This window comes from Pseudenhygromyxa sp. WMMC2535 (assembly GCF_011083025.2).
Genome location: NZ_JABJWV010000021.1, coordinates 13,342 through 33,974, shown reverse-complemented (window position 1 = coordinate 33,974; position 20,633 = coordinate 13,342). Strand labels below are relative to the sequence as shown.

Here is a 20,633-nt window from a genome sequence, read left to right as displayed (position 1 = left end):
TTTTTTTTTTTTTTTTTTTTTTTTTTTTTTTTTTTTTTTTTTTTTTTTTTTTTTTTTTTTTTTTTTTTTTTTTTTTTTTTTTTTTTTTTTTTTTTTTTTTTTTTTTTTTTTTTTTTTTTTTTTTTTTTTTTTTTTTTTTTTTTTTTTTTTTTTTTTTTTTTTTTTTTTTTTTTTTTTTTTTTTTTTTTTTTTTTTTTTTTTTTTTTTTTTTTTTTTTTTTTTTTTTTTTTTTTTTTTTTTTTTTTTTTTTTTTTTTTTTTTTTTTTTTTTTTTTTTTTTTTTTTTTTTTTTTTTTTTTTTTTTTTTTTTTTTTTTTTTTTTTTTTTTTTTTTTTTTTTTTTTTTTTTTTTTTTTTTTTTTTTTTTTTTTTTTTTTTTTTTTTTTTTTTTTTTTTTTTTTTTTTTTTTTTTTTTTTTTTTTTTTTTTTTTTTTTTTTTTTTTTTTTTTTTTTTTTTTTTTTTTTTTTTTTTTTTTTTTTTTTTTTTTTTTTTTTTTTTTTTTTTTTTTTTTTTTTTTTTTTTTTTTTTTTTTTTTTTTTTTTTTTTTTTTTTTTTTTTTTTTTTTTTTTTTTTTTTTTTTTTTTTTTTTTTTTTTTTTTTTTTTTTTTTTTTTTTTTTTTTTTTTTTTTTTTTTTTTTTTTTTTTTTTTTTTTTTTTTTTTTTTTTTTTTTTTTTTTTTTTTTTTTTTTTTTTTTTTTTTTTTTTTTTTTTTTTTTTTTTTTTTTTTTTTTTTTTTTTTTTTTTTTTTTTTTTTTTTTTTTTTTTTTTTTTTTTTTTTTTTTTTTTTTTTTTTTTTTTTTTTTTTTTTTTTTTTTTTTTTTTTTTTTTTTTTTTTTTTTTTTTTTTTTTTTTTTTTTTTTTTTTTTTTTTTTTTTTTTTTTTTTTTTTTTTTTTTTTTTTTTTTTTTTTTTTTTTTTTTTTTTTTTTTTTTTTTTTTTTTTTTTTTTTTTTTTTTTTTTTTTTTTTTTTTTTTTTTTTTTTTTTTTTTTTTTTTTTTTTTTTTTTTTTTTTTTTTTTTTTTTTTTTTTTTTTTTTTTTTTTTTTTTTTTTTTTTTTTTTTTTTTTTTTTTTTTTTTTTTTTTTTTTTTTTTTTTTTTTTTTTTTTTTTTTTTTTTTTTTTTTTTTTTTTTTTTTTTTTTTTTTTTTTTTTTTTTTTTTTTTTTTTTTTTTTTTTTTTTTTTTTTTTTTTTTTTTTTTTTTTTTTTTTTTTTTTTTTTTTTTTTTTTTTTTTTTTTTTTTTTTTTTTTTTTTTTTTTTTTTTTTTTTTTTTTTTTTTTTTTTTTTTTTTTTTTTTTTTTTTTTTTTTTTTTTTTTTTTTTTTTTTTTTTTTTTTTTTTTTTTTTTTTTTTTTTTTTTTTTTTTTTTTTTTTTTTTTTTTTTTTTTTTTTTTTTTTTTTTTTTTTTTTTTTTTTTTTTTTTTTTTTTTTTTTTTTTTTTTTTTTTTTTTTTTTTTTTTTTTTTTTTTTTTTTTTTTTTTTTTTTTTTTTTTTTTTTTTTTTTTTTTTTTTTTTTTTTTTTTTTTTTTTTTTTTTTTTTTTTTTTTTTTTTTTTTTTTTTTTTTTTTTTTTTTTTTTTTTTTTTTTTTTTTTTTTTTTTTTTTTTTTTTTTTTTTTTTTTTTTTTTTTTTTTTTTTTTTTTTTTTTTTTTTTTTTTTTTTTTTTTTTTTTTTTTTTTTTTTTTTTTTTTTTTTTTTTTTTTTTTTTTTTTTTTTTTTTTTTTTTTTTTTTTTTTTTTTTTTTTTTTTTTTTTTTTTTTTTTTTTTTTTTTTTTTTTTTTTTTTTTTTTTTTTTTTTTTTTTTTTTTTTTTTTTTTTTTTTTTTTTTTTTTTTTTTTTTTTTTTTTTTTTTTTTTTTTTTTTTTTTTTTTTTTTTTTTTTTTTTTTTTTTTTTTTTTTTTTTTTTTTTTTTTTTTTTTTTTTTTTTTTTTTTTTTTTTTTTTTTTTTTTTTTTTTTTTTTTTTTTTTTTTTTTTTTTTTTTTTTTTTTTTTTTTTTTTTTTTTTTTTTTTTTTTTTTTTTTTTTTTTTTTTTTTTTTTTTTTTTTTTTTTTTTTTTTTTTTTTTTTTTTTTTTTTTTTTTTTTTTTTTTTTTTTTTTTTTTTTTTTTTTTTTTTTTTTTTTTTTTTTTTTTTTTTTTTTTTTTTTTTTTTTTTTTTTTTTTTTTTTTTTTTTTTTTTTTTTTTTTTTTTTTTTTTTTTTTTTTTTTTTTTTTTTTTTTTTTTTTTTTTTTTTTTTTTTTTTTTTTTTTTTTTTTTTTTTTTTTTTTTTTTTTTTTTTTTTTTTTTTTTTTTTTTTTTTTTTTTTTTTTTTTTTTTTTTTTTTTTTTTTTTTTTTTTTTTTTTTTTTTTTTTTTTTTTTTTTTTTTTTTTTTTTTTTTTTTTTTTTTTTTTTTTTTTTTTTTTTTTTTTTTTTTTTTTTTTTTTTTTTTTTTTTTTTTTTTTTTTTTTTTTTTTTTTTTTTTTTTTTTTTTTTTTTTTTTTTTTTTTTTTTTTTTTTTTTTTTTTTTTTTTTTTTTTTTTTTTTTTTTTTTTTTTTTTTTTTTTTTTTTTTTTTTTTTTTTTTTTTTTTTTTTTTTTTTTTTTTTTTTTTTTTTTTTTTTTTTTTTTTTTTTTTTTTTTTTTTTTTTTTTTTTTTTTTTTTTTTTTTTTTTTTTTTTTTTTTTTTTTTTTTTTTTTTTTTTTTTTTTTTTTTTTTTTTTTTTTTTTTTTTTTTTTTTTTTTTTTTTTTTTTTTTTTTTTTTTTTTTTTTTTTTTTTTTTTTTTTTTTTTTTTTTTTTTTTTTTTTTTTTTTTTTTTTTTTTTTTTTTTTTTTTTTTTTTTTTTTTTTTTTTTTTTTTTTTTTTTTTTTTTTTTTTTTTTTTTTTTTTTTTTTTTTTTTTTTTTTTTTTTTTTTTTTTTTTTTTTTTTTTTTTTTTTTTTTTTTTTTTTTTTTTTTTTTTTTTTTTTTTTTTTTTTTTTTTTTTTTTTTTTTTTTTTTTTTTTTTTTTTTTTTTTTTTTTTTTTTTTTTTTTTTTTTTTTTTTTTTTTTTTTTTTTTTTTTTTTTTTTTTTTTTTTTTTTTTTTTTTTTTTTTTTTTTTTTTTTTTTTTTTTTTTTTTTTTTTTTTTTTTTTTTTTTTTTTTTTTTTTTTTTTTTTTTTTTTTTTTTTTTTTTTTTTTTTTTTTTTTTTTTTTTTTTTTTTTTTTTTTTTTTTTTTTTTTTTTTTTTTTTTTTTTTTTTTTTTTTTTTTTTTTTTTTTTTTTTTTTTTTTTTTTTTTTTTTTTTTTTTTTTTTTTTTTTTTTTTTTTTTTTTTTTTTTTTTTTTTTTTTTTTTTTTTTTTTTTTTTTTTTTTTTTTTTTTTTTTTTTTTTTTTTTTTTTTTTTTTTTTTTTTTTTTTTTTTTTTTTTTTTTTTTTTTTTTTTTTTTTTTTTTTTTTTTTTTTTTTTTTTTTTTTTTTTTTTTTTTTTTTTTTTTTTTTTTTTTTTTTTTTTTTTTTTTTTTTTTTTTTTTTTTTTTTTTTTTTTTTTTTTTTTTTTTTTTTTTTTTTTTTTTTTTTTTTTTTTTTTTTTTTTTTTTTTTTTTTTTTTTTTTTTTTTTTTTTTTTTTTTTTTTTTTTTTTTTTTTTTTTTTTTTTTTTTTTTTTTTTTTTTTTTTTTTTTTTTTTTTTTTTTTTTTTTTTTTTTTTTTTTTTTTTTTTTTTTTTTTTTTTTTTTTTTTTTTTTTTTTTTTTTTTTTTTTTTTTTTTTTTTTTTTTTTTTTTTTTTTTTTTTTTTTTTTTTTTTTTTTTTTTTTTTTTTTTTTTTTTTTTTTTTTTTTTTTTTTTTTTTTTTTTTTTTTTTTTTTTTTTTTTTTTTTTTTTTTTTTTTTTTTTTTTTTTTTTTTTTTTTTTTTTTTTTTTTTTTTTTTTTTTTTTTTTTTTTTTTTTTTTTTTTTTTTTTTTTTTTTTTTTTTTTTTTTTTTTTTTTTTTTTTTTTTTTTTTTTTTTTTTTTTTTTTTTTTTTTTTTTTTTTTTTTTTTTTTTTTTTTTTTTTTTTTTTTTTTTTTTTTTTTTTTTTTTTTTTTTTTTTTTTTTTTTTTTTTTTTTTTTTTTTTTTTTTTTTTTTTTTTTTTTTTTTTTTTTTTTTTTTTTTTTTTTTTTTTTTTTTTTTTTTTTTTTTTTTTTTTTTTTTTTTTTTTTTTTTTTTTTTTTTTTTTTTTTTTTTTTTTTTTTTTTTTTTTTTTTTTTTTTTTTTTTTTTTTTTTTTTTTTTTTTTTTTTTTTTTTTTTTTTTTTTTTTTTTTTTTTTTTTTTTTTTTTTTTTTTTTTTTTTTTTTTTTTTTTTTTTTTTTTTTTTTTTTTTTTTTTTTTTTTTTTTTTTTTTTTTTTTTTTTTTTTTTTTTTTTTTTTTTTTTTTTTTTTTTTTTTTTTTTTTTTTTTTTTTTTTTTTTTTTTTTTTTTTTTTTTTTTTTTTTTTTTTTTTTTTTTTTTTTTTTTTTTTTTTTTTTTTTTTTTTTTTTTTTTTTTTTTTTTTTTTTTTTTTTTTTTTTTTTTTTTTTTTTTTTTTTTTTTTTTTTTTTTTTTTTTTTTTTTTTTTTTTTTTTTTTTTTTTTTTTTTTTTTTTTTTTTTTTTTTTTTTTTTTTTTTTTTTTTTTTTTTTTTTTTTTTTTTTTTTTTTTTTTTTTTTTTTTTTTTTTTTTTTTTTTTTTTTTTTTTTTTTTTTTTTTTTTTTTTTTTTTTTTTTTTTTTTTTTTTTTTTTTTTTTTTTTTTTTTTTTTTTTTTTTTTTTTTTTTTTTTTTTTTTTTTTTTTTTTTTTTTTTTTTTTTTTTTTTTTTTTTTTTTTTTTTTTTTTTTTTTTTTTTTTTTTTTTTTTTTTTTTTTTTTTTTTTTTTTTTTTTTTTTTTTTTTTTTTTTTTTTTTTTTTTTTTTTTTTTTTTTTTTTTTTTTTTTTTTTTTTTTTTTTTTTTTTTTTTTTTTTTTTTTTTTTTTTTTTTTTTTTTTTTTTTTTTTTTTTTTTTTTTTTTTTTTTTTTTTTTTTTTTTTTTTTTTTTTTTTTTTTTTTTTTTTTTTTTTTTTTTTTTTTTTTTTTTTTTTTTTTTTTTTTTTTTTTTTTTTTTTTTTTTTTTTTTTTTTTTTTTTTTTTTTTTTTTTTTTTTTTTTTTTTTTTTTTTTTTTTTTTTTTTTTTTTTTTTTTTTTTTTTTTTTTTTTTTTTTTTTTTTTTTTTTTTTTTTTTTTTTTTTTTTTTTTTTTTTTTTTTTTTTTTTTTTTTTTTTTTTTTTTTTTTTTTTTTTTTTTTTTTTTTTTTTTTTTTTTTTTTTTTTTTTTTTTTTTTTTTTTTTTTTTTTTTTTTTTTTTTTTTTTTTTTTTTTTTTTTTTTTTTTTTTTTTTTTTTTTTTTTTTTTTTTTTTTTTTTTTTTTTTTTTTTTTTTTTTTTTTTTTTTTTTTTTTTTTTTTTTTTTTTTTTTTTTTTTTTTTTTTTTTTTTTTTTTTTTTTTTTTTTTTTTTTTTTTTTTTTTTTTTTTTTTTTTTTTTTTTTTTTTTTTTTTTTTTTTTTTTTTTTTTTTTTTTTTTTTTTTTTTTTTTTTTTTTTTTTTTTTTTTTTTTTTTTTTTTTTTTTTTTTTTTTTTTTTTTTTTTTTTTTTTTTTTTTTTTTTTTTTTTTTTTTTTTTTTTTTTTTTTTTTTTTTTTTTTTTTTTTTTTTTTTTTTTTTTTTTTTTTTTTTTTTTTTTTTTTTTTTTTTTTTTTTTTTTTTTTTTTTTTTTTTTTTTTTTTTTTTTTTTTTTTTTTTTTTTTTTTTTTTTTTTTTTTTTTTTTTTTTTTTTTTTTTTTTTTTTTTTTTTTTTTTTTTTTTTTTTTTTTTTTTTTTTTTTTTTTTTTTTTTTTTTTTTTTTTTTTTTTTTTTTTTTTTTTTTTTTTTTTTTTTTTTTTTTTTTTTTTTTTTTTTTTTTTTTTTTTTTTTTTTTTTTTTTTTTTTTTTTTTTTTTTTTTTTTTTTTTTTTTTTTTTTTTTTTTTTTTTTTTTTTTTTTTTTTTTTTTTTTTTTTTTTTTTTTTTTTTTTTTTTTTTTTTTTTTTTTTTTTTTTTTTTTTTTTTTTTTTTTTTTTTTTTTTTTTTTTTTTTTTTTTTTTTTTTTTTTTTTTTTTTTTTTTTTTTTTTTTTTTTTTTTTTTTTTTTTTTTTTTTTTTTTTTTTTTTTTTTTTTTTTTTTTTTTTTTTTTTTTTTTTTTTTTTTTTTTTTTTTTTTTTTTTTTTTTTTTTTTTTTTTTTTTTTTTTTTTTTTTTTTTTTTTTTTTTTTTTTTTTTTTTTTTTTTTTTTTTTTTTTTTTTTTTTTTTTTTTTTTTTTTTTTTTTTTTTTTTTTTTTTTTTTTTTTTTTTTTTTTTTTTTTTTTTTTTTTTTTTTTTTTTTTTTTTTTTTTTTTTTTTTTTTTTTTTTTTTTTTTTTTTTTTTTTTTTTTTTTTTTTTTTTTTTTTTTTTTTTTTTTTTTTTTTTTTTTTTTTTTTTTTTTTTTTTTTTTTTTTTTTTTTTTTTTTTTTTTTTTTTTTTTTTTTTTTTTTTTTTTTTTTTTTTTTTTTTTTTTTTTTTTTTTTTTTTTTTTTTTTTTTTTTTTTTTTTTTTTTTTTTTTTTTTTTTTTTTTTTTTTTTTTTTTTTTTTTTTTTTTTTTTTTTTTTTTTTTTTTTTTTTTTTTTTTTTTTTTTTTTTTTTTTTTTTTTTTTTTTTTTTTTTTTTTTTTTTTTTTTTTTTTTTTTTTTTTTTTTTTTTTTTTTTTTTTTTTTTTTTTTTTTTTTTTTTTTTTTTTTTTTTTTTTTTTTTTTTTTTTTTTTTTTTTTTTTTTTTTTTTTTTTTTTTTTTTTTTTTTTTTTTTTTTTTTTTTTTTTTTTTTTTTTTTTTTTTTTTTTTTTTTTTTTTTTTTTTTTTTTTTTTTTTTTTTTTTTTTTTTTTTTTTTTTTTTTTTTTTTTTTTTTTTTTTTTTTTTTTTTTTTTTTTTTTTTTTTTTTTTTTTTTTTTTTTTTTTTTTTTTTTTTTTTTTTTTTTTTTTTTTTTTTTTTTTTTTTTTTTTTTTTTTTTTTTTTTTTTTTTTTTTTTTTTTTTTTTTTTTTTTTTTTTTTTTTTTTTTTTTTTTTTTTTTTTTTTTTTTTTTTTTTTTTTTTTTTTTTTTTTTTTTTTTTTTTTTTTTTTTTTTTTTTTTTTTTTTTTTTTTTTTTTTTTTTTTTTTTTTTTTTTTTTTTTTTTTTTTTTTTTTTTTTTTTTTTTTTTTTTTTTTTTTTTTTTTTTTTTTTTTTTTTTTTTTTTTTTTTTTTTTTTTTTTTTTTTTTTTTTTTTTTTTTTTTTTTTTTTTTTTTTTTTTTTTTTTTTTTTTTTTTTTTTTTTTTTTTTTTTTTTTTTTTTTTTTTTTTTTTTTTTTTTTTTTTTTTTTTTTTTTTTTTTTTTTTTTTTTTTTTTTTTTTTTTTTTTTTTTTTTTTTTTTTTTTTTTTTTTTTTTTTTTTTTTTTTTTTTTTTTTTTTTTTTTTTTTTTTTTTTTTTTTTTTTTTTTTTTTTTTTTTTTTTTTTTTTTTTTTTTTTTTTTTTTTTTTTTTTTTTTTTTTTTTTTTTTTTTTTTTTTTTTTTTTTTTTTTTTTTTTTTTTTTTTTTTTTTTTTTTTTTTTTTTTTTTTTTTTTTTTTTTTTTTTTTTTTTTTTTTTTTTTTTTTTTTTTTTTTTTTTTTTTTTTTTTTTTTTTTTTTTTTTTTTTTTTTTTTTTTTTTTTTTTTTTTTTTTTTTTTTTTTTTTTTTTTTTTTTTTTTTTTTTTTTTTTTTTTTTTTTTTTTTTTTTTTTTTTTTTTTTTTTTTTTTTTTTTTTTTTTTTTTTTTTTTTTTTTTTTTTTTTTTTTTTTTTTTTTTTTTTTTTTTTTTTTTTTTTTTTTTTTTTTTTTTTTTTTTTTTTTTTTTTTTTTTTTTTTTTTTTTTTTTTTTTTTTTTTTTTTTTTTTTTTTTTTTTTTTTTTTTTTTTTTTTTTTTTTTTTTTTTTTTTTTTTTTTTTTTTTTTTTTTTTTTTTTTTTTTTTTTTTTTTTTTTTTTTTTTTTTTTTTTTTTTTTTTTTTTTTTTTTTTTTTTTTTTTTTTTTTTTTTTTTTTTTTTTTTTTTTTTTTTTTTTTTTTTTTTTTTTTTTTTTTTTTTTTTTTTTTTTTTTTTTTTTTTTTTTTTTTTTTTTTTTTTTTTTTTTTTTTTTTTTTTTTTTTTTTTTTTTTTTTTTTTTTTTTTTTTTTTTTTTTTTTTTTTTTTTTTTTTTTTTTTTTTTTTTTTTTTTTTTTTTTTTTTTTTTTTTTTTTTTTTTTTTTTTTTTTTTTTTTTTTTTTTTTTTTTTTTTTTTTTTTTTTTTTTTTTTTTTTTTTTTTTTTTTTTTTTTTTTTTTTTTTTTTTTTTTTTTTTTTTTTTTTTTTTTTTTTTTTTTTTTTTTTTTTTTTTTTTTTTTTTTTTTTTTTTTTTTTTTTTTTTTTTTTTTTTTTTTTTTTTTTTTTTTTTTTTTTTTTTTTTTTTTTTTTTTTTTTTTTTTTTTTTTTTTTTTTTTTTTTTTTTTTTTTTTTTTTTTTTTTTTTTTTTTTTTTTTTTTTTTTTTTTTTTTTTTTTTTTTTTTTTTTTTTTTTTTTTTTTTTTTTTTTTTTTTTTTTTTTTTTTTTTTTTTTTTTTTTTTTTTTTTTTTTTTTTTTTTTTTTTTTTTTTTTTTTTTTTTTTTTTTTTTTTTTTTTTTTTTTTTTTTTTTTTTTTTTTTTTTTTTTTTTTTTTTTTTTTTTTTTTTTTTTTTTTTTTTTTTTTTTTTTTTTTTTTTTTTTTTTTTTTTTTTTTTTTTTTTTTTTTTTTTTTTTTTTTTTTTTTTTTTTTTTTTTTTTTTTTTTTTTTTTTTTTTTTTTTTTTTTTTTTTTTTTTTTTTTTTTTTTTTTTTTTTTTTTTTTTTTTTTTTTTTTTTTTTTTTTTTTTTTTTTTTTTTTTTTTTTTTTTTTTTTTTTTTTTTTTTTTTTTTTTTTTTTTTTTTTTTTTTTTTTTTTTTTTTTTTTTTTTTTTTTTTTTTTTTTTTTTTTTTTTTTTTTTTTTTTTTTTTTTTTTTTTTTTTTTTTTTTTTTTTTTTTTTTTTTTTTTTTTTTTTTTTTTTTTTTTTTTTTTTTTTTTTTTTTTTTTTTTTTTTTTTTTTTTTTTTTTTTTTTTTTTTTTTTTTTTTTTTTTTTTTTTTTTTTTTTTTTTTTTTTTTTTTTTTTTTTTTTTTTTTTTTTTTTTTTTTTTTTTTTTTTTTTTTTTTTTTTTTTTTTTTTTTTTTTTTTTTTTTTTTTTTTTTTTTTTTTTTTTTTTTTTTTTTTTTTTTTTTTTTTTTTTTTTTTTTTTTTTTTTTTTTTTTTTTTTTTTTTTTTTTTTTTTTTTTTTTTTTTTTTTTTTTTTTTTTTTTTTTTTTTTTTTTTTTTTTTTTTTTTTTTTTTTTTTTTTTTTTTTTTTTTTTTTTTTTTTTTTTTTTTTTTTTTTTTTTTTTTTTTTTTTTTTTTTTTTTTTTTTTTTTTTTTTTTTTTTTTTTTTTTTTTTTTTTTTTTTTTTTTTTTTTTTTTTTTTTTTTTTTTTTTTTTTTTTTTTTTTTTTTTTTTTTTTTTTTTTTTTTTTTTTTTTTTTTTTTTTTTTTTTTTTTTTTTTTTTTTTTTTTTTTTTTTTTTTTTTTTTTTTTTTTTTTTTTTTTTTTTTTTTTTTTTTTTTTTTTTTTTTTTTTTTTTTTTTTTTTTTTTTTTTTTTTTTTTTTTTTTTTTTTTTTTTTTTTTTTTTTTTTTTTTTTTTTTTTTTTTTTTTTTTTTTTTTTTTTTTTTTTTTTTTTTTTTTTTTTTTTTTTTTTTTTTTTTTTTTTTTTTTTTTTTTTTTTTTTTTTTTTTTTTTTTTTTTTTTTTTTTTTTTTTTTTTTTTTTTTTTTTTTTTTTTTTTTTTTTTTTTTTTTTTTTTTTTTTTTTTTTTTTTTTTTTTTTTTTTTTTTTTTTTTTTTTTTTTTTTTTTTTTTTTTTTTTTTTTTTTTTTTTTTTTTTTTTTTTTTTTTTTTTTTTTTTTTTTTTTTTTTTTTTTTTTTTTTTTTTTTTTTTTTTTTTTTTTTTTTTTTTTTTTTTTTTTTTTTTTTTTTTTTTTTTTTTTTTTTTTTTTTTTTTTTTTTTTTTTTTTTTTTTTTTTTTTTTTTTTTTTTTTTTTTTTTTTTTTTTTTTTTTTTTTTTTTTTTTTTTTTTTTTTTTTTTTTTTTTTTTTTTTTTTTTTTTTTTTTTTTTTTTTTTTTTTTTTTTTTTTTTTTTTTTTTTTTTTTTTTTTTTTTTTTTTTTTTTTTTTTTTTTTTTTTTTTTTTTTTTTTTTTTTTTTTTTTTTTTTTTTTTTTTTTTTTTTTTTTTTTTTTTTTTTTTTTTTTTTTTTTTTTTTTTTTTTTTTTTTTTTTTTTTTTTTTTTTTTTTTTTTTTTTTTTTTTTTTTTTTTTTTTTTTTTTTTTTTTTTTTTTTTTTTTTTTTTTTTTTTTTTTTTTTTTTTTTTTTTTTTTTTTTTTTTTTTTTTTTTTTTTTTTTTTTTTTTTTTTTTTTTTTTTTTTTTTTTTTTTTTTTTTTTTTTTTTTTTTTTTTTTTTTTTTTTTTTTTTTTTTTTTTTTTTTTTTTTTTTTTTTTTTTTTTTTTTTTTTTTTTTTTTTTTTTTTTTTTTTTTTTTTTTTTTTTTTTTTTTTTTTTTTTTTTTTTTTTTTTTTTTTTTTTTTTTTTTTTTTTTTTTTTTTTTTTTTTTTTTTTTTTTTTTTTTTTTTTTTTTTTTTTTTTTTTTTTTTTTTTTTTTTTTTTTTTTTTTTTTTTTTTTTTTTTTTTTTTTTTTTTTTTTTTTTTTTTTTTTTTTTTTTTTTTTTTTTTTTTTTTTTTTTTTTTTTTTTTTTTTTTTTTTTTTTTTTTTTTTTTTTTTTTTTTTTTTTTTTTTTTTTTTTTTTTTTTTTTTTTTTTTTTTTTTTTTTTTTTTTTTTTTTTTTTTTTTTTTTTTTTTTTTTTTTTTTTTTTTTTTTTTTTTTTTTTTTTTTTTTTTTTTTTTTTTTTTTTTTTTTTTTTTTTTTTTTTTTTTTTTTTTTTTTTTTTTTTTTTTTTTTTTTTTTTTTTTTTTTTTTTTTTTTTTTTTTTTTTTTTTTTTTTTTTTTTTTTTTTTTTTTTTTTTTTTTTTTTTTTTTTTTTTTTTTTTTTTTTTTTTTTTTTTTTTTTTTTTTTTTTTTTTTTTTTTTTTTTTTTTTTTTTTTTTTTTTTTTTTTTTTTTTTTTTTTTTTTTTTTTTTTTTTTTTTTTTTTTTTTTTTTTTTTTTTTTTTTTTTTTTTTTTTTTTTTTTTTTTTTTTTTTTTTTTTTTTTTTTTTTTTTTTTTTTTTTTTTTTTTTTTTTTTTTTTTTTTTTTTTTTTTTTTTTTTTTTTTTTTTTTTTTTTTTTTTTTTTTTTTTTTTTTTTTTTTTTTTTTTTTTTTTTTTTTTTTTTTTTTTTTTTTTTTTTTTTTTTTTTTTTTTTTTTTTTTTTTTTTTTTTTTTTTTTTTTTTTTTTTTTTTTTTTTTTTTTTTTTTTTTTTTTTTTTTTTTTTTTTTTTTTTTTTTTTTTTTTTTTTTTTTTTTTTTTTTTTTTTTTTTTTTTTTTTTTTTTTTTTTTTTTTTTTTTTTTTTTTTTTTTTTTTTTTTTTTTTTTTTTTTTTTTTTTTTTTTTTTTTTTTTTTTTTTTTTTTTTTTTTTTTTTTTTTTTTTTTTTTTTTTTTTTTTTTTTTTTTTTTTTTTTTTTTTTTTTTTTTTTTTTTTTTTTTTTTTTTTTTTTTTTTTTTTTTTTTTTTTTTTTTTTTTTTTTTTTTTTTTTTTTTTTTTTTTTTTTTTTTTTTTTTTTTTTTTTTTTTTTTTTTTTTTTTTTTTTTTTTTTTTTTTTTTTTTTTTTTTTTTTTTTTTTTTTTTTTTTTTTTTTTTTTTTTTTTTTTTTTTTTTTTTTTTTTTTTTTTTTTTTTTTTTTTTTTTTTTTTTTTTTTTTTTTTTTTTTTTTTTTTTTTTTTTTTTTTTTTTTTTTTTTTTTTTTTTTTTTTTTTTTTTTTTTTTTTTTTTTTTTTTTTTTTTTTTTTTTTTTTTTTTTTTTTTTTTTTTTTTTTTTTTTTTTTTTTTTTTTTTTTTTTTTTTTTTTTTTTTTTTTTTTTTTTTTTTTTTTTTTTTTTTTTTTTTTTTTTTTTTTTTTTTTTTTTTTTTTTTTTTTTTTTTTTTTTTTTTTTTTTTTTTTTTTTTTTTTTTTTTTTTTTTTTTTTTTTTTTTTTTTTTTTTTTTTTTTTTTTTTTTTTTTTTTTTTTTTTTTTTTTTTTTTTTTTTTTTTTTTTTTTTTTTTTTTTTTTTTTTTTTTTTTTTTTTTTTTTTTTTTTTTTTTTTTTTTTTTTTTTTTTTTTTTTTTTTTTTTTTTTTTTTTTTTTTTTTTTTTTTTTTTTTTTTTTTTTTTTTTTTTTTTTTTTTTTTTTTTTTTTTTTTTTTTTTTTTTTTTTTTTTTTTTTTTTTTTTTTTTTTTTTTTTTTTTTTTTTTTTTTTTTTTTTTTTTTTTTTTTTTTTTTTTTTTTTTTTTTTTTTTTTTTTTTTTTTTTTTTTTTTTTTTTTTTTTTTTTTTTTTTTTTTTTTTTTTTTTTTTTTTTTTTTTTTTTTTTTTTTTTTTTTTTTTTTTTTTTTTTTTTTTTTTTTTTTTTTTTTTTTTTTTTTTTTTTTTTTTTTTTTTTTTTTTTTTTTTTTTTTTTTTTTTTTTTTTTTTTTTTTTTTTTTTTTTTTTTTTTTTTTTTTTTTTTTTTTTTTTTTTTTTTTTTTTTTTTTTTTTTTTTTTTTTTTTTTTTTTTTTTTTTTTTTTTTTTTTTTTTTTTTTTTTTTTTTTTTTTTTTTTTTTTTTTTTTTTTTTTTTTTTTTTTTTTTTTTTTTTTTTTTTTTTTTTTTTTTTTTTTTTTTTTTTTTTTTTTTTTTTTTTTTTTTTTTTTTTTTTTTTTTTTTTTTTTTTTTTTTTTTTTTTTTTTTTTTTTTTTTTTTTTTTTTTTTTTTTTTTTTTTTTTTTTTTTTTTTTTTTTTTTTTTTTTTTTTTTTTTTTTTTTTTTTTTTTTTTTTTTTTTTTTTTTTTTTTTTTTTTTTTTTTTTTTTTTTTTTTTTTTTTTTTTTTTTTTTTTTTTTTTTTTTTTTTTTTTTTTTTTTTTTTTTTTTTTTTTTTTTTTTTTTTTTTTTTTTTTTTTTTTTTTTTTTTTTTTTTTTTTTTTTTTTTTTTTTTTTTTTTTTTTTTTTTTTTTTTTTTTTTTTTTTTTTTTTTTTTTTTTTTTTTTTTTTTTTTTTTTTTTTTTTTTTTTTTTTTTTTTTTTTTTTTTTTTTTTTTTTTTTTTTTTTTTTTTTTTTTTTTTTTTTTTTTTTTTTTTTTTTTTTTTTTTTTTTTTTTTTTTTTTTTTTTTTTTTTTTTTTTTTTTTTTTTTTTTTTTTTTTTTTTTTTTTTTTTTTTTTTTTTTTTTTTTTTTTTTTTTTTTTTTTTTTTTTTTTTTTTTTTTTTTTTTTTTTTTTTTTTTTTTTTTTTTTTTTTTTTTTTTTTTTTTTTTTTTTTTTTTTTTTTTTTTTTTTTTTTTTTTTTTTTTTTTTTTTTTTTTTTTTTTTTTTTTTTTTTTTTTTTTTTTTTTTTTTTTTTTTTTTTTTTTTTTTTTTTTTTTTTTTTTTTTTTTTTTTTTTTTTTTTTTTTTTTTTTTTTTTTTTTTTTTTTTTTTTTTTTTTTTTTTTTTTTTTTTTTTTTTTTTTTTTTTTTTTTTTTTTTTTTTTTTTTTTTTTTTTTTTTTTTTTTTTTTTTTTTTTTTTTTTTTTTTTTTTTTTTTTTTTTTTTTTTTTTTTTTTTTTTTTTTTTTTTTTTTTTTTTTTTTTTTTTTTTTTTTTTTTTTTTTTTTTTTTTTTTTTTTTTTTTTTTTTTTTTTTTTTTTTTTTTTTTTTTTTTTTTTTTTTTTTTTTTTTTTTTTTTTTTTTTTTTTTTTTTTTTTTTTTTTTTTTTTTTTTTTTTTTTTTTTTTTTTTTTTTTTTTTTTTTTTTTTTTTTTTTTTTTTTTTTTTTTTTTTTTTTTTTTTTTTTTTTTTTTTTTTTTTTTTTTTTTTTTTTTTTTTTTTTTTTTTTTTTTTTTTTTTTTTTTTTTTTTTTTTTTTTTTTTTTTTTTTTTTTTTTTTTTTTTTTTTTTTTTTTTTTTTTTTTTTTTTTTTTTTTTTTTTTTTTTTTTTTTTTTTTTTTTTTTTTTTTTTTTTTTTTTTTTTTTTTTTTTTTTTTTTTTTTTTTTTTTTTTTTTTTTTTTTTTTTTTTTTTTTTTTTTTTTTTTTTTTTTTTTTTTTTTTTTTTTTTTTTTTTTTTTTTTTTTTTTTTTTTTTTTTTTTTTTTTTTTTTTTTTTTTTTTTTTTTTTTTTTTTTTTTTTTTTTTTTTTTTTTTTTTTTTTTTTTTTTTTTTTTTTTTTTTTTTTTTTTTTTTTTTTTTTTTTTTTTTTTTTTTTTTTTTTTTTTTTTTTTTTTTTTTTTTTTTTTTTTTTTTTTTTTTTTTTTTTTTTTTTTTTTTTTTTTTTTTTTTTTTTTTTTTTTTTTTTTTTTTTTTTTTTTTTTTTTTTTTTTTTTTTTTTTTTTTTTTTTTTTTTTTTTTTTTTTTTTTTTTTTTTTTTTTTTTTTTTTTTTTTTTTTTTTTTTTTTTTTTTTTTTTTTTTTTTTTTTTTTTTTTTTTTTTTTTTTTTTTTTTTTTTTTTTTTTTTTTTTTTTTTTTTTTTTTTTTTTTTTTTTTTTTTTTTTTTTTTTTTTTTTTTTTTTTTTTTTTTTTTTTTTTTTTTTTTTTTTTTTTTTTTTTTTTTTTTTTTTTTTTTTTTTTTTTTTTTTTTTTTTTTTTTTTTTTTTTTTTTTTTTTTTTTTTTTTTTTTTTTTTTTTTTTTTTTTTTTTTTTTTTTTTTTTTTTTTTTTTTTTTTTTTTTTTTTTTTTTTTTTTTTTTTTTTTTTTTTTTTTTTTTTTTTTTTTTTTTTTTTTTTTTTTTTTTTTTTTTTTTTTTTTTTTTTTTTTTTTTTTTTTTTTTTTTTTTTTTTTTTTTTTTTTTTTTTTTTTTTTTTTTTTTTTTTTTTTTTTTTTTTTTTTTTTTTTTTTTTTTTTTTTTTTTTTTTTTTTTTTTTTTTTTTTTTTTTTTTTTTTTTTTTTTTTTTTTTTTTTTTTTTTTTTTTTTTTTTTTTTTTTTTTTTTTTTTTTTTTTTTTTTTTTTTTTTTTTTTTTTTTTTTTTTTTTTTTTTTTTTTTTTTTTTTTTTTTTTTTTTTTTTTTTTTTTTTTTTTTTTTTTTTTTTTTTTTTTTTTTTTTTTTTTTTTTTTTTTTTTTTTTTTTTTTTTTTTTTTTTTTTTTTTTTTTTTTTTTTTTTTTTTTTTTTTTTTTTTTTTTTTTTTTTTTTTTTTTTTTTTTTTTTTTTTTTTTTTTTTTTTTTTTTTTTTTTTTTTTTTTTTTTTTTTTTTTTTTTTTTTTTTTTTTTTTTTTTTTTTTTTTTTTTTTTTTTTTTTTTTTTTTTTTTTTTTTTTTTTTTTTTTTTTTTTTTTTTTTTTTTTTTTTTTTTTTTTTTTTTTTTTTTTTTTTTTTTTTTTTTTTTTTTTTTTTTTTTTTTTTTTTTTTTTTTTTTTTTTTTTTTTTTTTTTTTTTTTTTTTTTTTTTTTTTTTTTTTTTTTTTTTTTTTTTTTTTTTTTTTTTTTTTTTTTTTTTTTTTTTTTTTTTTTTTTTTTTTTTTTTTTTTTTTTTTTTTTTTTTTTTTTTTTTTTTTTTTTTTTTTTTTTTTTTTTTTTTTTTTTTTTTTTTTTTTTTTTTTTTTTTTTTTTTTTTTTTTTTTTTTTTTTTTTTTTTTTTTTTTTTTTTTTTTTTTTTTTTTTTTTTTTTTTTTTTTTTTTTTTTTTTTTTTTTTTTTTTTTTTTTTTTTTTTTTTTTTTTTTTTTTTTTTTTTTTTTTTTTTTTTTTTTTTTTTTTTTTTTTTTTTTTTTTTTTTTTTTTTTTTTTTTTTTTTTTTTTTTTTTTTTTTTTTTTTTTTTTTTTTTTTTTTTTTTTTTTTTTTTTTTTTTTTTTTTTTTTTTTTTTTTTTTTTTTTTTTTTTTTTTTTTTTTTTTTTTTTTTTTTTTTTTTTTTTTTTTTTTTTTTTTTTTTTTTTTTTTTTTTTTTTTTTTTTTTTTTTTTTTTTTTTTTTTTTTTTTTTTTTTTTTTTTTTTTTTTTTTTTTTTTTTTTTTTTTTTTTTTTTTTTTTTTTTTTTTTTTTTTTTTTTTTTTTTTTTTTTTTTTTTTTTTTTTTTTTTTTTTTTTTTTTTTTTTTTTTTTTTTTTTTTTTTTTTTTTTTTTTTTTTTTTTTTTTTTTTTTTTTTTTTTTTTTTTTTTTTTTTTTTTTTTTTTTTTTTTTTTTTTTTTTTTTTTTTTTTTTTTTTTTTTTTTTTTTTTTTTTTTTTTTTTTTTTTTTTTTTTTTTTTTTTTTTTTTTTTTTTTTTTTTTTTTTTTTTTTTTTTTTTTTTTTTTTTTTTTTTTTTTTTTTTTTTTTTTTTTTTTTTTTTTTTTTTTTTTTTTTTTTTTTTTTTTTTTTTTTTTTTTTTTTTTTTTTTTTTTTTTTTTTTTTTTTTTTTTTTTTTTTTTTTTTTTTTTTTTTTTTTTTTTTTTTTTTTTTTTTTTTTTTTTTTTTTTTTTTTTTTTTTTTTTTTTTTTTTTTTTTTTTTTTTTTTTTTTTTTTTTTTTTTTTTTTTTTTTTTTTTTTTTTTTTTTTTTTTTTTTTTTTTTTTTTTTTTTTTTTTTTTTTTTTTTTTTTTTTTTTTTTTTTTTTTTTTTTTTTTTTTTTTTTTTTTTTTTTTTTTTTTTTTTTTTTTTTTTTTTTTTTTTTTTTTTTTTTTTTTTTTTTTTTTTTTTTTTTTTTTTTTTTTTTTTTTTTTTTTTTTTTTTTTTTTTTTTTTTTTTTTTTTTTTTTTTTTTTTTTTTTTTTTTTTTTTTTTTTTTTTTTTTTTTTTTTTTTTTTTTTTTTTTTTTTTTTTTTTTTTTTTTTTTTTTTTTTTTTTTTTTTTTTTTTTTTTTTTTTTTTTTTTTTTTTTTTTTTTTTTTTTTTTTTTTTTTTTTTTTTTTTTTTTTTTTTTTTTTTTTTTTTTTTTTTTTTTTTTTTTTTTTTTTTTTTTTTTTTTTTTTTTTTTTTTTTTTTTTTTTTTTTTTTTTTTTTTTTTTTTTTTTTTTTTTTTTTTTTTTTTTTTTTTTTTTTTTTTTTTTTTTTTTTTTTTTTTTTTTTTTTTTTTTTTTTTTTTTTTTTTTTTTTTTTTTTTTTTTTTTTTTTTTTTTTTTTTTTTTTTTTTTTTTTTTTTTTTTTTTTTTTTTTTTTTTTTTTTTTTTTTTTTTTTTTTTTTTTTTTTTTTTTTTTTTTTTTTTTTTTTTTTTTTTTTTTTTTTTTTTTTTTTTTTTTTTTTTTTTTTTTTTTTTTTTTTTTTTTTTTTTTTTTTTTTTTTTTTTTTTTTTTTTTTTTTTTTTTTTTTTTTTTTTTTTTTTTTTTTTTTTTTTTTTTTTTTTTTTTTTTTTTTTTTTTTTTTTTTTTTTTTTTTTTTTTTTTTTTTTTTTTTTTTTTTTTTTTTTTTTTTTTTTTTTTTTTTTTTTTTTTTTTTTTTTTTTTTTTTTTTTTTTTTTTTTTTTTTTTTTTTTTTTTTTTTTTTTTTTTTTTTTTTTTTTTTTTTTTTTTTTTTTTTTTTTTTTTTTTTTTTTTTTTTTTTTTTTTTTTTTTTTTTTTTTTTTTTTTTTTTTTTTTTTTTTTTTTTTTTTTTTTTTTTTTTTTTTTTTTTTTTTTTTTTTTTTTTTTTTTTTTTTTTTTTTTTTTTTTTTTTTTTTTTTTTTTTTTTTTTTTTTTTTTTTTTTTTTTTTTTTTTTTTTTTTTTTTTTTTTTTTTTTTTTTTTTTTTTTTTTTTTTTTTTTTTTTTTTTTTTTTTTTTTTTTTTTTTTTTTTTTTTTTTTTTTTTTTTTTTTTTTTTTTTTTTTTTTTTTTTTTTTTTTTTTTTTTTTTTTTTTTTTTTTTTTTTTTTTTTTTTTTTTTTTTTTTTTTTTTTTTTTTTTTTTTTTTTTTTTTTTTTTTTTTTTTTTTTTTTTTTTTTTTTTTTTTTTTTTTTTTTTTTTTTTTTTTTTTTTTTTTTTTTTTTTTTTTTTTTTTTTTTTTTTTTTTTTTTTTTTTTTTTTTTTTTTTTTTTTTTTTTTTTTTTTTTTTTTTTTTTTTTTTTTTTTTTTTTTTTTTTTTTTTTTTTTTTTTTTTTTTTTTTTTTTTTTTTTTTTTTTTTTTTTTTTTTTTTTTTTTTTTTTTTTTTTTTTTTTTTTTTTTTTTTTTTTTTTTTTTTTTTTTTTTTTTTTTTTTTTTTTTTTTTTTTTTTTTTTTTTTTTTTTTTTTTTTTTTTTTTTTTTTTTTTTTTTTTTTTTTTTTTTTTTTTTTTTTTTTTTTTTTTTTTTTTTTTTTTTTTTTTTTTTTTTTTTTTTTTTTTTTTTTTTTTTTTTTTTTTTTTTTTTTTTTTTTTTTTTTTTTTTTTTTTTTTTTTTTTTTTTTTTTTTTTTTTTTTTTTTTTTTTTTTTTTTTTTTTTTTTTTTTTTTTTTTTTTTTTTTTTTTTTTTTTTTTTTTTTTTTTTTTTTTTTTTTTTTTTTTTTTTTTTTTTTTTTTTTTTTTTTTTTTTTTTTTTTTTTTTTTTTTTTTTTTTTTTTTTTTTTTTTTTTTTTTTTTTTTTTTTTTTTTTTTTTTTTTTTTTTTTTTTTTTTTTTTTTTTTTTTTTTTTTTTTTTTTTTTTTTTTTTTTTTTTTTTTTTTTTTTTTTTTTTTTTTTTTTTTTTTTTTTTTTTTTTTTTTTTTTTTTTTTTTTTTTTTTTTTTTTTTTTTTTTTTTTTTTTTTTTTTTTTTTTTTTTTTTTTTTTTTTTTTTTTTTTTTTTTTTTTTTTTTTTTTTTTTTTTTTTTTTTTTTTTTTTTTTTTTTTTTTTTTTTTTTTTTTTTTTTTTTTTTTTTTTTTTTTTTTTTTTTTTTTTTTTTTTTTTTTTTTTTTTTTTTTTTTTTTTTTTTTTTTTTTTTTTTTTTTTTTTTTTTTTTTTTTTTTTTTTTTTTTTTTTTTTTTTTTTTTTTTTTTTTTTTTTTTTTTTTTTTTTTTTTTTTTTTTTTTTTTTTTTTTTTTTTTTTTTTTTTTTTTTTTTTTTTTTTTTTTTTTTTTTTTTTTTTTTTTTTTTTTTTTTTTTTTTTTTTTTTTTTTTTTTTTTTTTTTTTTTTTTTTTTTTTTTTTTTTTTTTTTTTTTTTTTTTTTTTTTTTTTTTTTTTTTTTTTTTTTTTTTTTTTTTTTTTTTTTTTTTTTTTTTTTTTTTTTTTTTTTTTTTTTTTTTTTTTTTTTTTTTTTTTTTTTTTTTTTTTTTTTTTTTTTTTTTTTTTTTTTTTTTTTTTTTTTTTTTTTTTTTTTTTTTTTTTTTTTTTTTTTTTTTTTTTTTTTTTTTTTTTTTTTTTTTTTTTTTTTTTTTTTTTTTTTTTTTTTTTTTTTTTTTTTTTTTTTTTTTTTTTTTTTTTTTTTTTTTTTTTTTTTTTTTTTTTTTTTTTTTTTTTTTTTTTTTTTTTTTTTTTTTTTTTTTTTTTTTTTTTTTTTTTTTTTTTTTTTTTTTTTTTTTTTTTTTTTTTTTTTTTTTTTTTTTTTTTTTTTTTTTTTTTTTTTTTTTTTTTTTTTTTTTTTTTTTTTTTTTTTTTTTTTTTTTTTTTTTTTTTTTTTTTTTTTTTTTTTTTTTTTTTTTTTTTTTTTTTTTTTTTTTTTTTTTTTTTTTTTTTTTTTTTTTTTTTTTTTTTTTTTTTTTTTTTTTTTTTTTTTTTTTTTTTTTTTTTTTTTTTTTTTTTTTTTTTTTTTTTTTTTTTTTTTTTTTTTTTTTTTTTTTTTTTTTTTTTTTTTTTTTTTTTTTTTTTTTTTTTTTTTTTTTTTTTTTTTTTTTTTTTTTTTTTTTTTTTTTTTTTTTTTTTTTTTTTTTTTTTTTTTTTTTTTTTTTTTTTTTTTTTTTTTTTTTTTTTTTTTTTTTTTTTTTTTTTTTTTTTTTTTTTTTTTTTTTTTTTTTTTTTTTTTTTTTTTTTTTTTTTTTTTTTTTTTTTTTTTTTTTTTTTTTTTTTTTTTTTTTTTTTTTTTTTTTTTTTTTTTTTTTTTTTTTTTTTTTTTTTTTTTTTTTTTTTTTTTTTTTTTTTTTTTTTTTTTTTTTTTTTTTTTTTTTTTTTTTTTTTTTTTTTTTTTTTTTTTTTTTTTTTTTTTTTTTTTTTTTTTTTTTTTTTTTTTTTTTTTTTTTTTTTTTTTTTTTTTTTTTTTTTTTTTTTTTTTTTTTTTTTTTTTTTTTTTTTTTTTTTTTTTTTTTTTTTTTTTTTTTTTTTTTTTTTTTTTTTTTTTTTTTTTTTTTTTTTTTTTTTTTTTTTTTTTTTTTTTTTTTTTTTTTTTTTTTTTTTTTTTTTTTTTTTTTTTTTTTTTTTTTTTTTTTTTTTTTTTTTTTTTTTTTTTTTTTTTTTTTTTTTTTTTTTTTTTTTTTTTTTTTTTTTTTTTTTTTTTTTTTTTTTTTTTTTTTTTTTTTTTTTTTTTTTTTTTTTTTTTTTTTTTTTTTTTTTTTTTTTTTTTTTTTTTTTTTTTTTTTTTTTTTTTTTTTTTTTTTTTTTTTTTTTTTTTTTTTTTTTTTTTTTTTTTTTTTTTTTTTTTTTTTTTTTT

1 protein-coding gene (running past both ends of the window) is annotated in these 20,633 nt (G+C 0.0%); it reads right to left on the bottom strand.

The coding region annotated (locus tag G6O69_RS42680) for a hypothetical protein (RefSeq protein ID WP_176397402.1) crosses the window boundary (this coding region is incomplete at its 5' end): on the bottom strand, nt 1-20,633 show 20,633 of its 51,759 nt. The annotated region is longer than the window, extending 17,785 nt past the left edge and 13,341 nt past the right edge.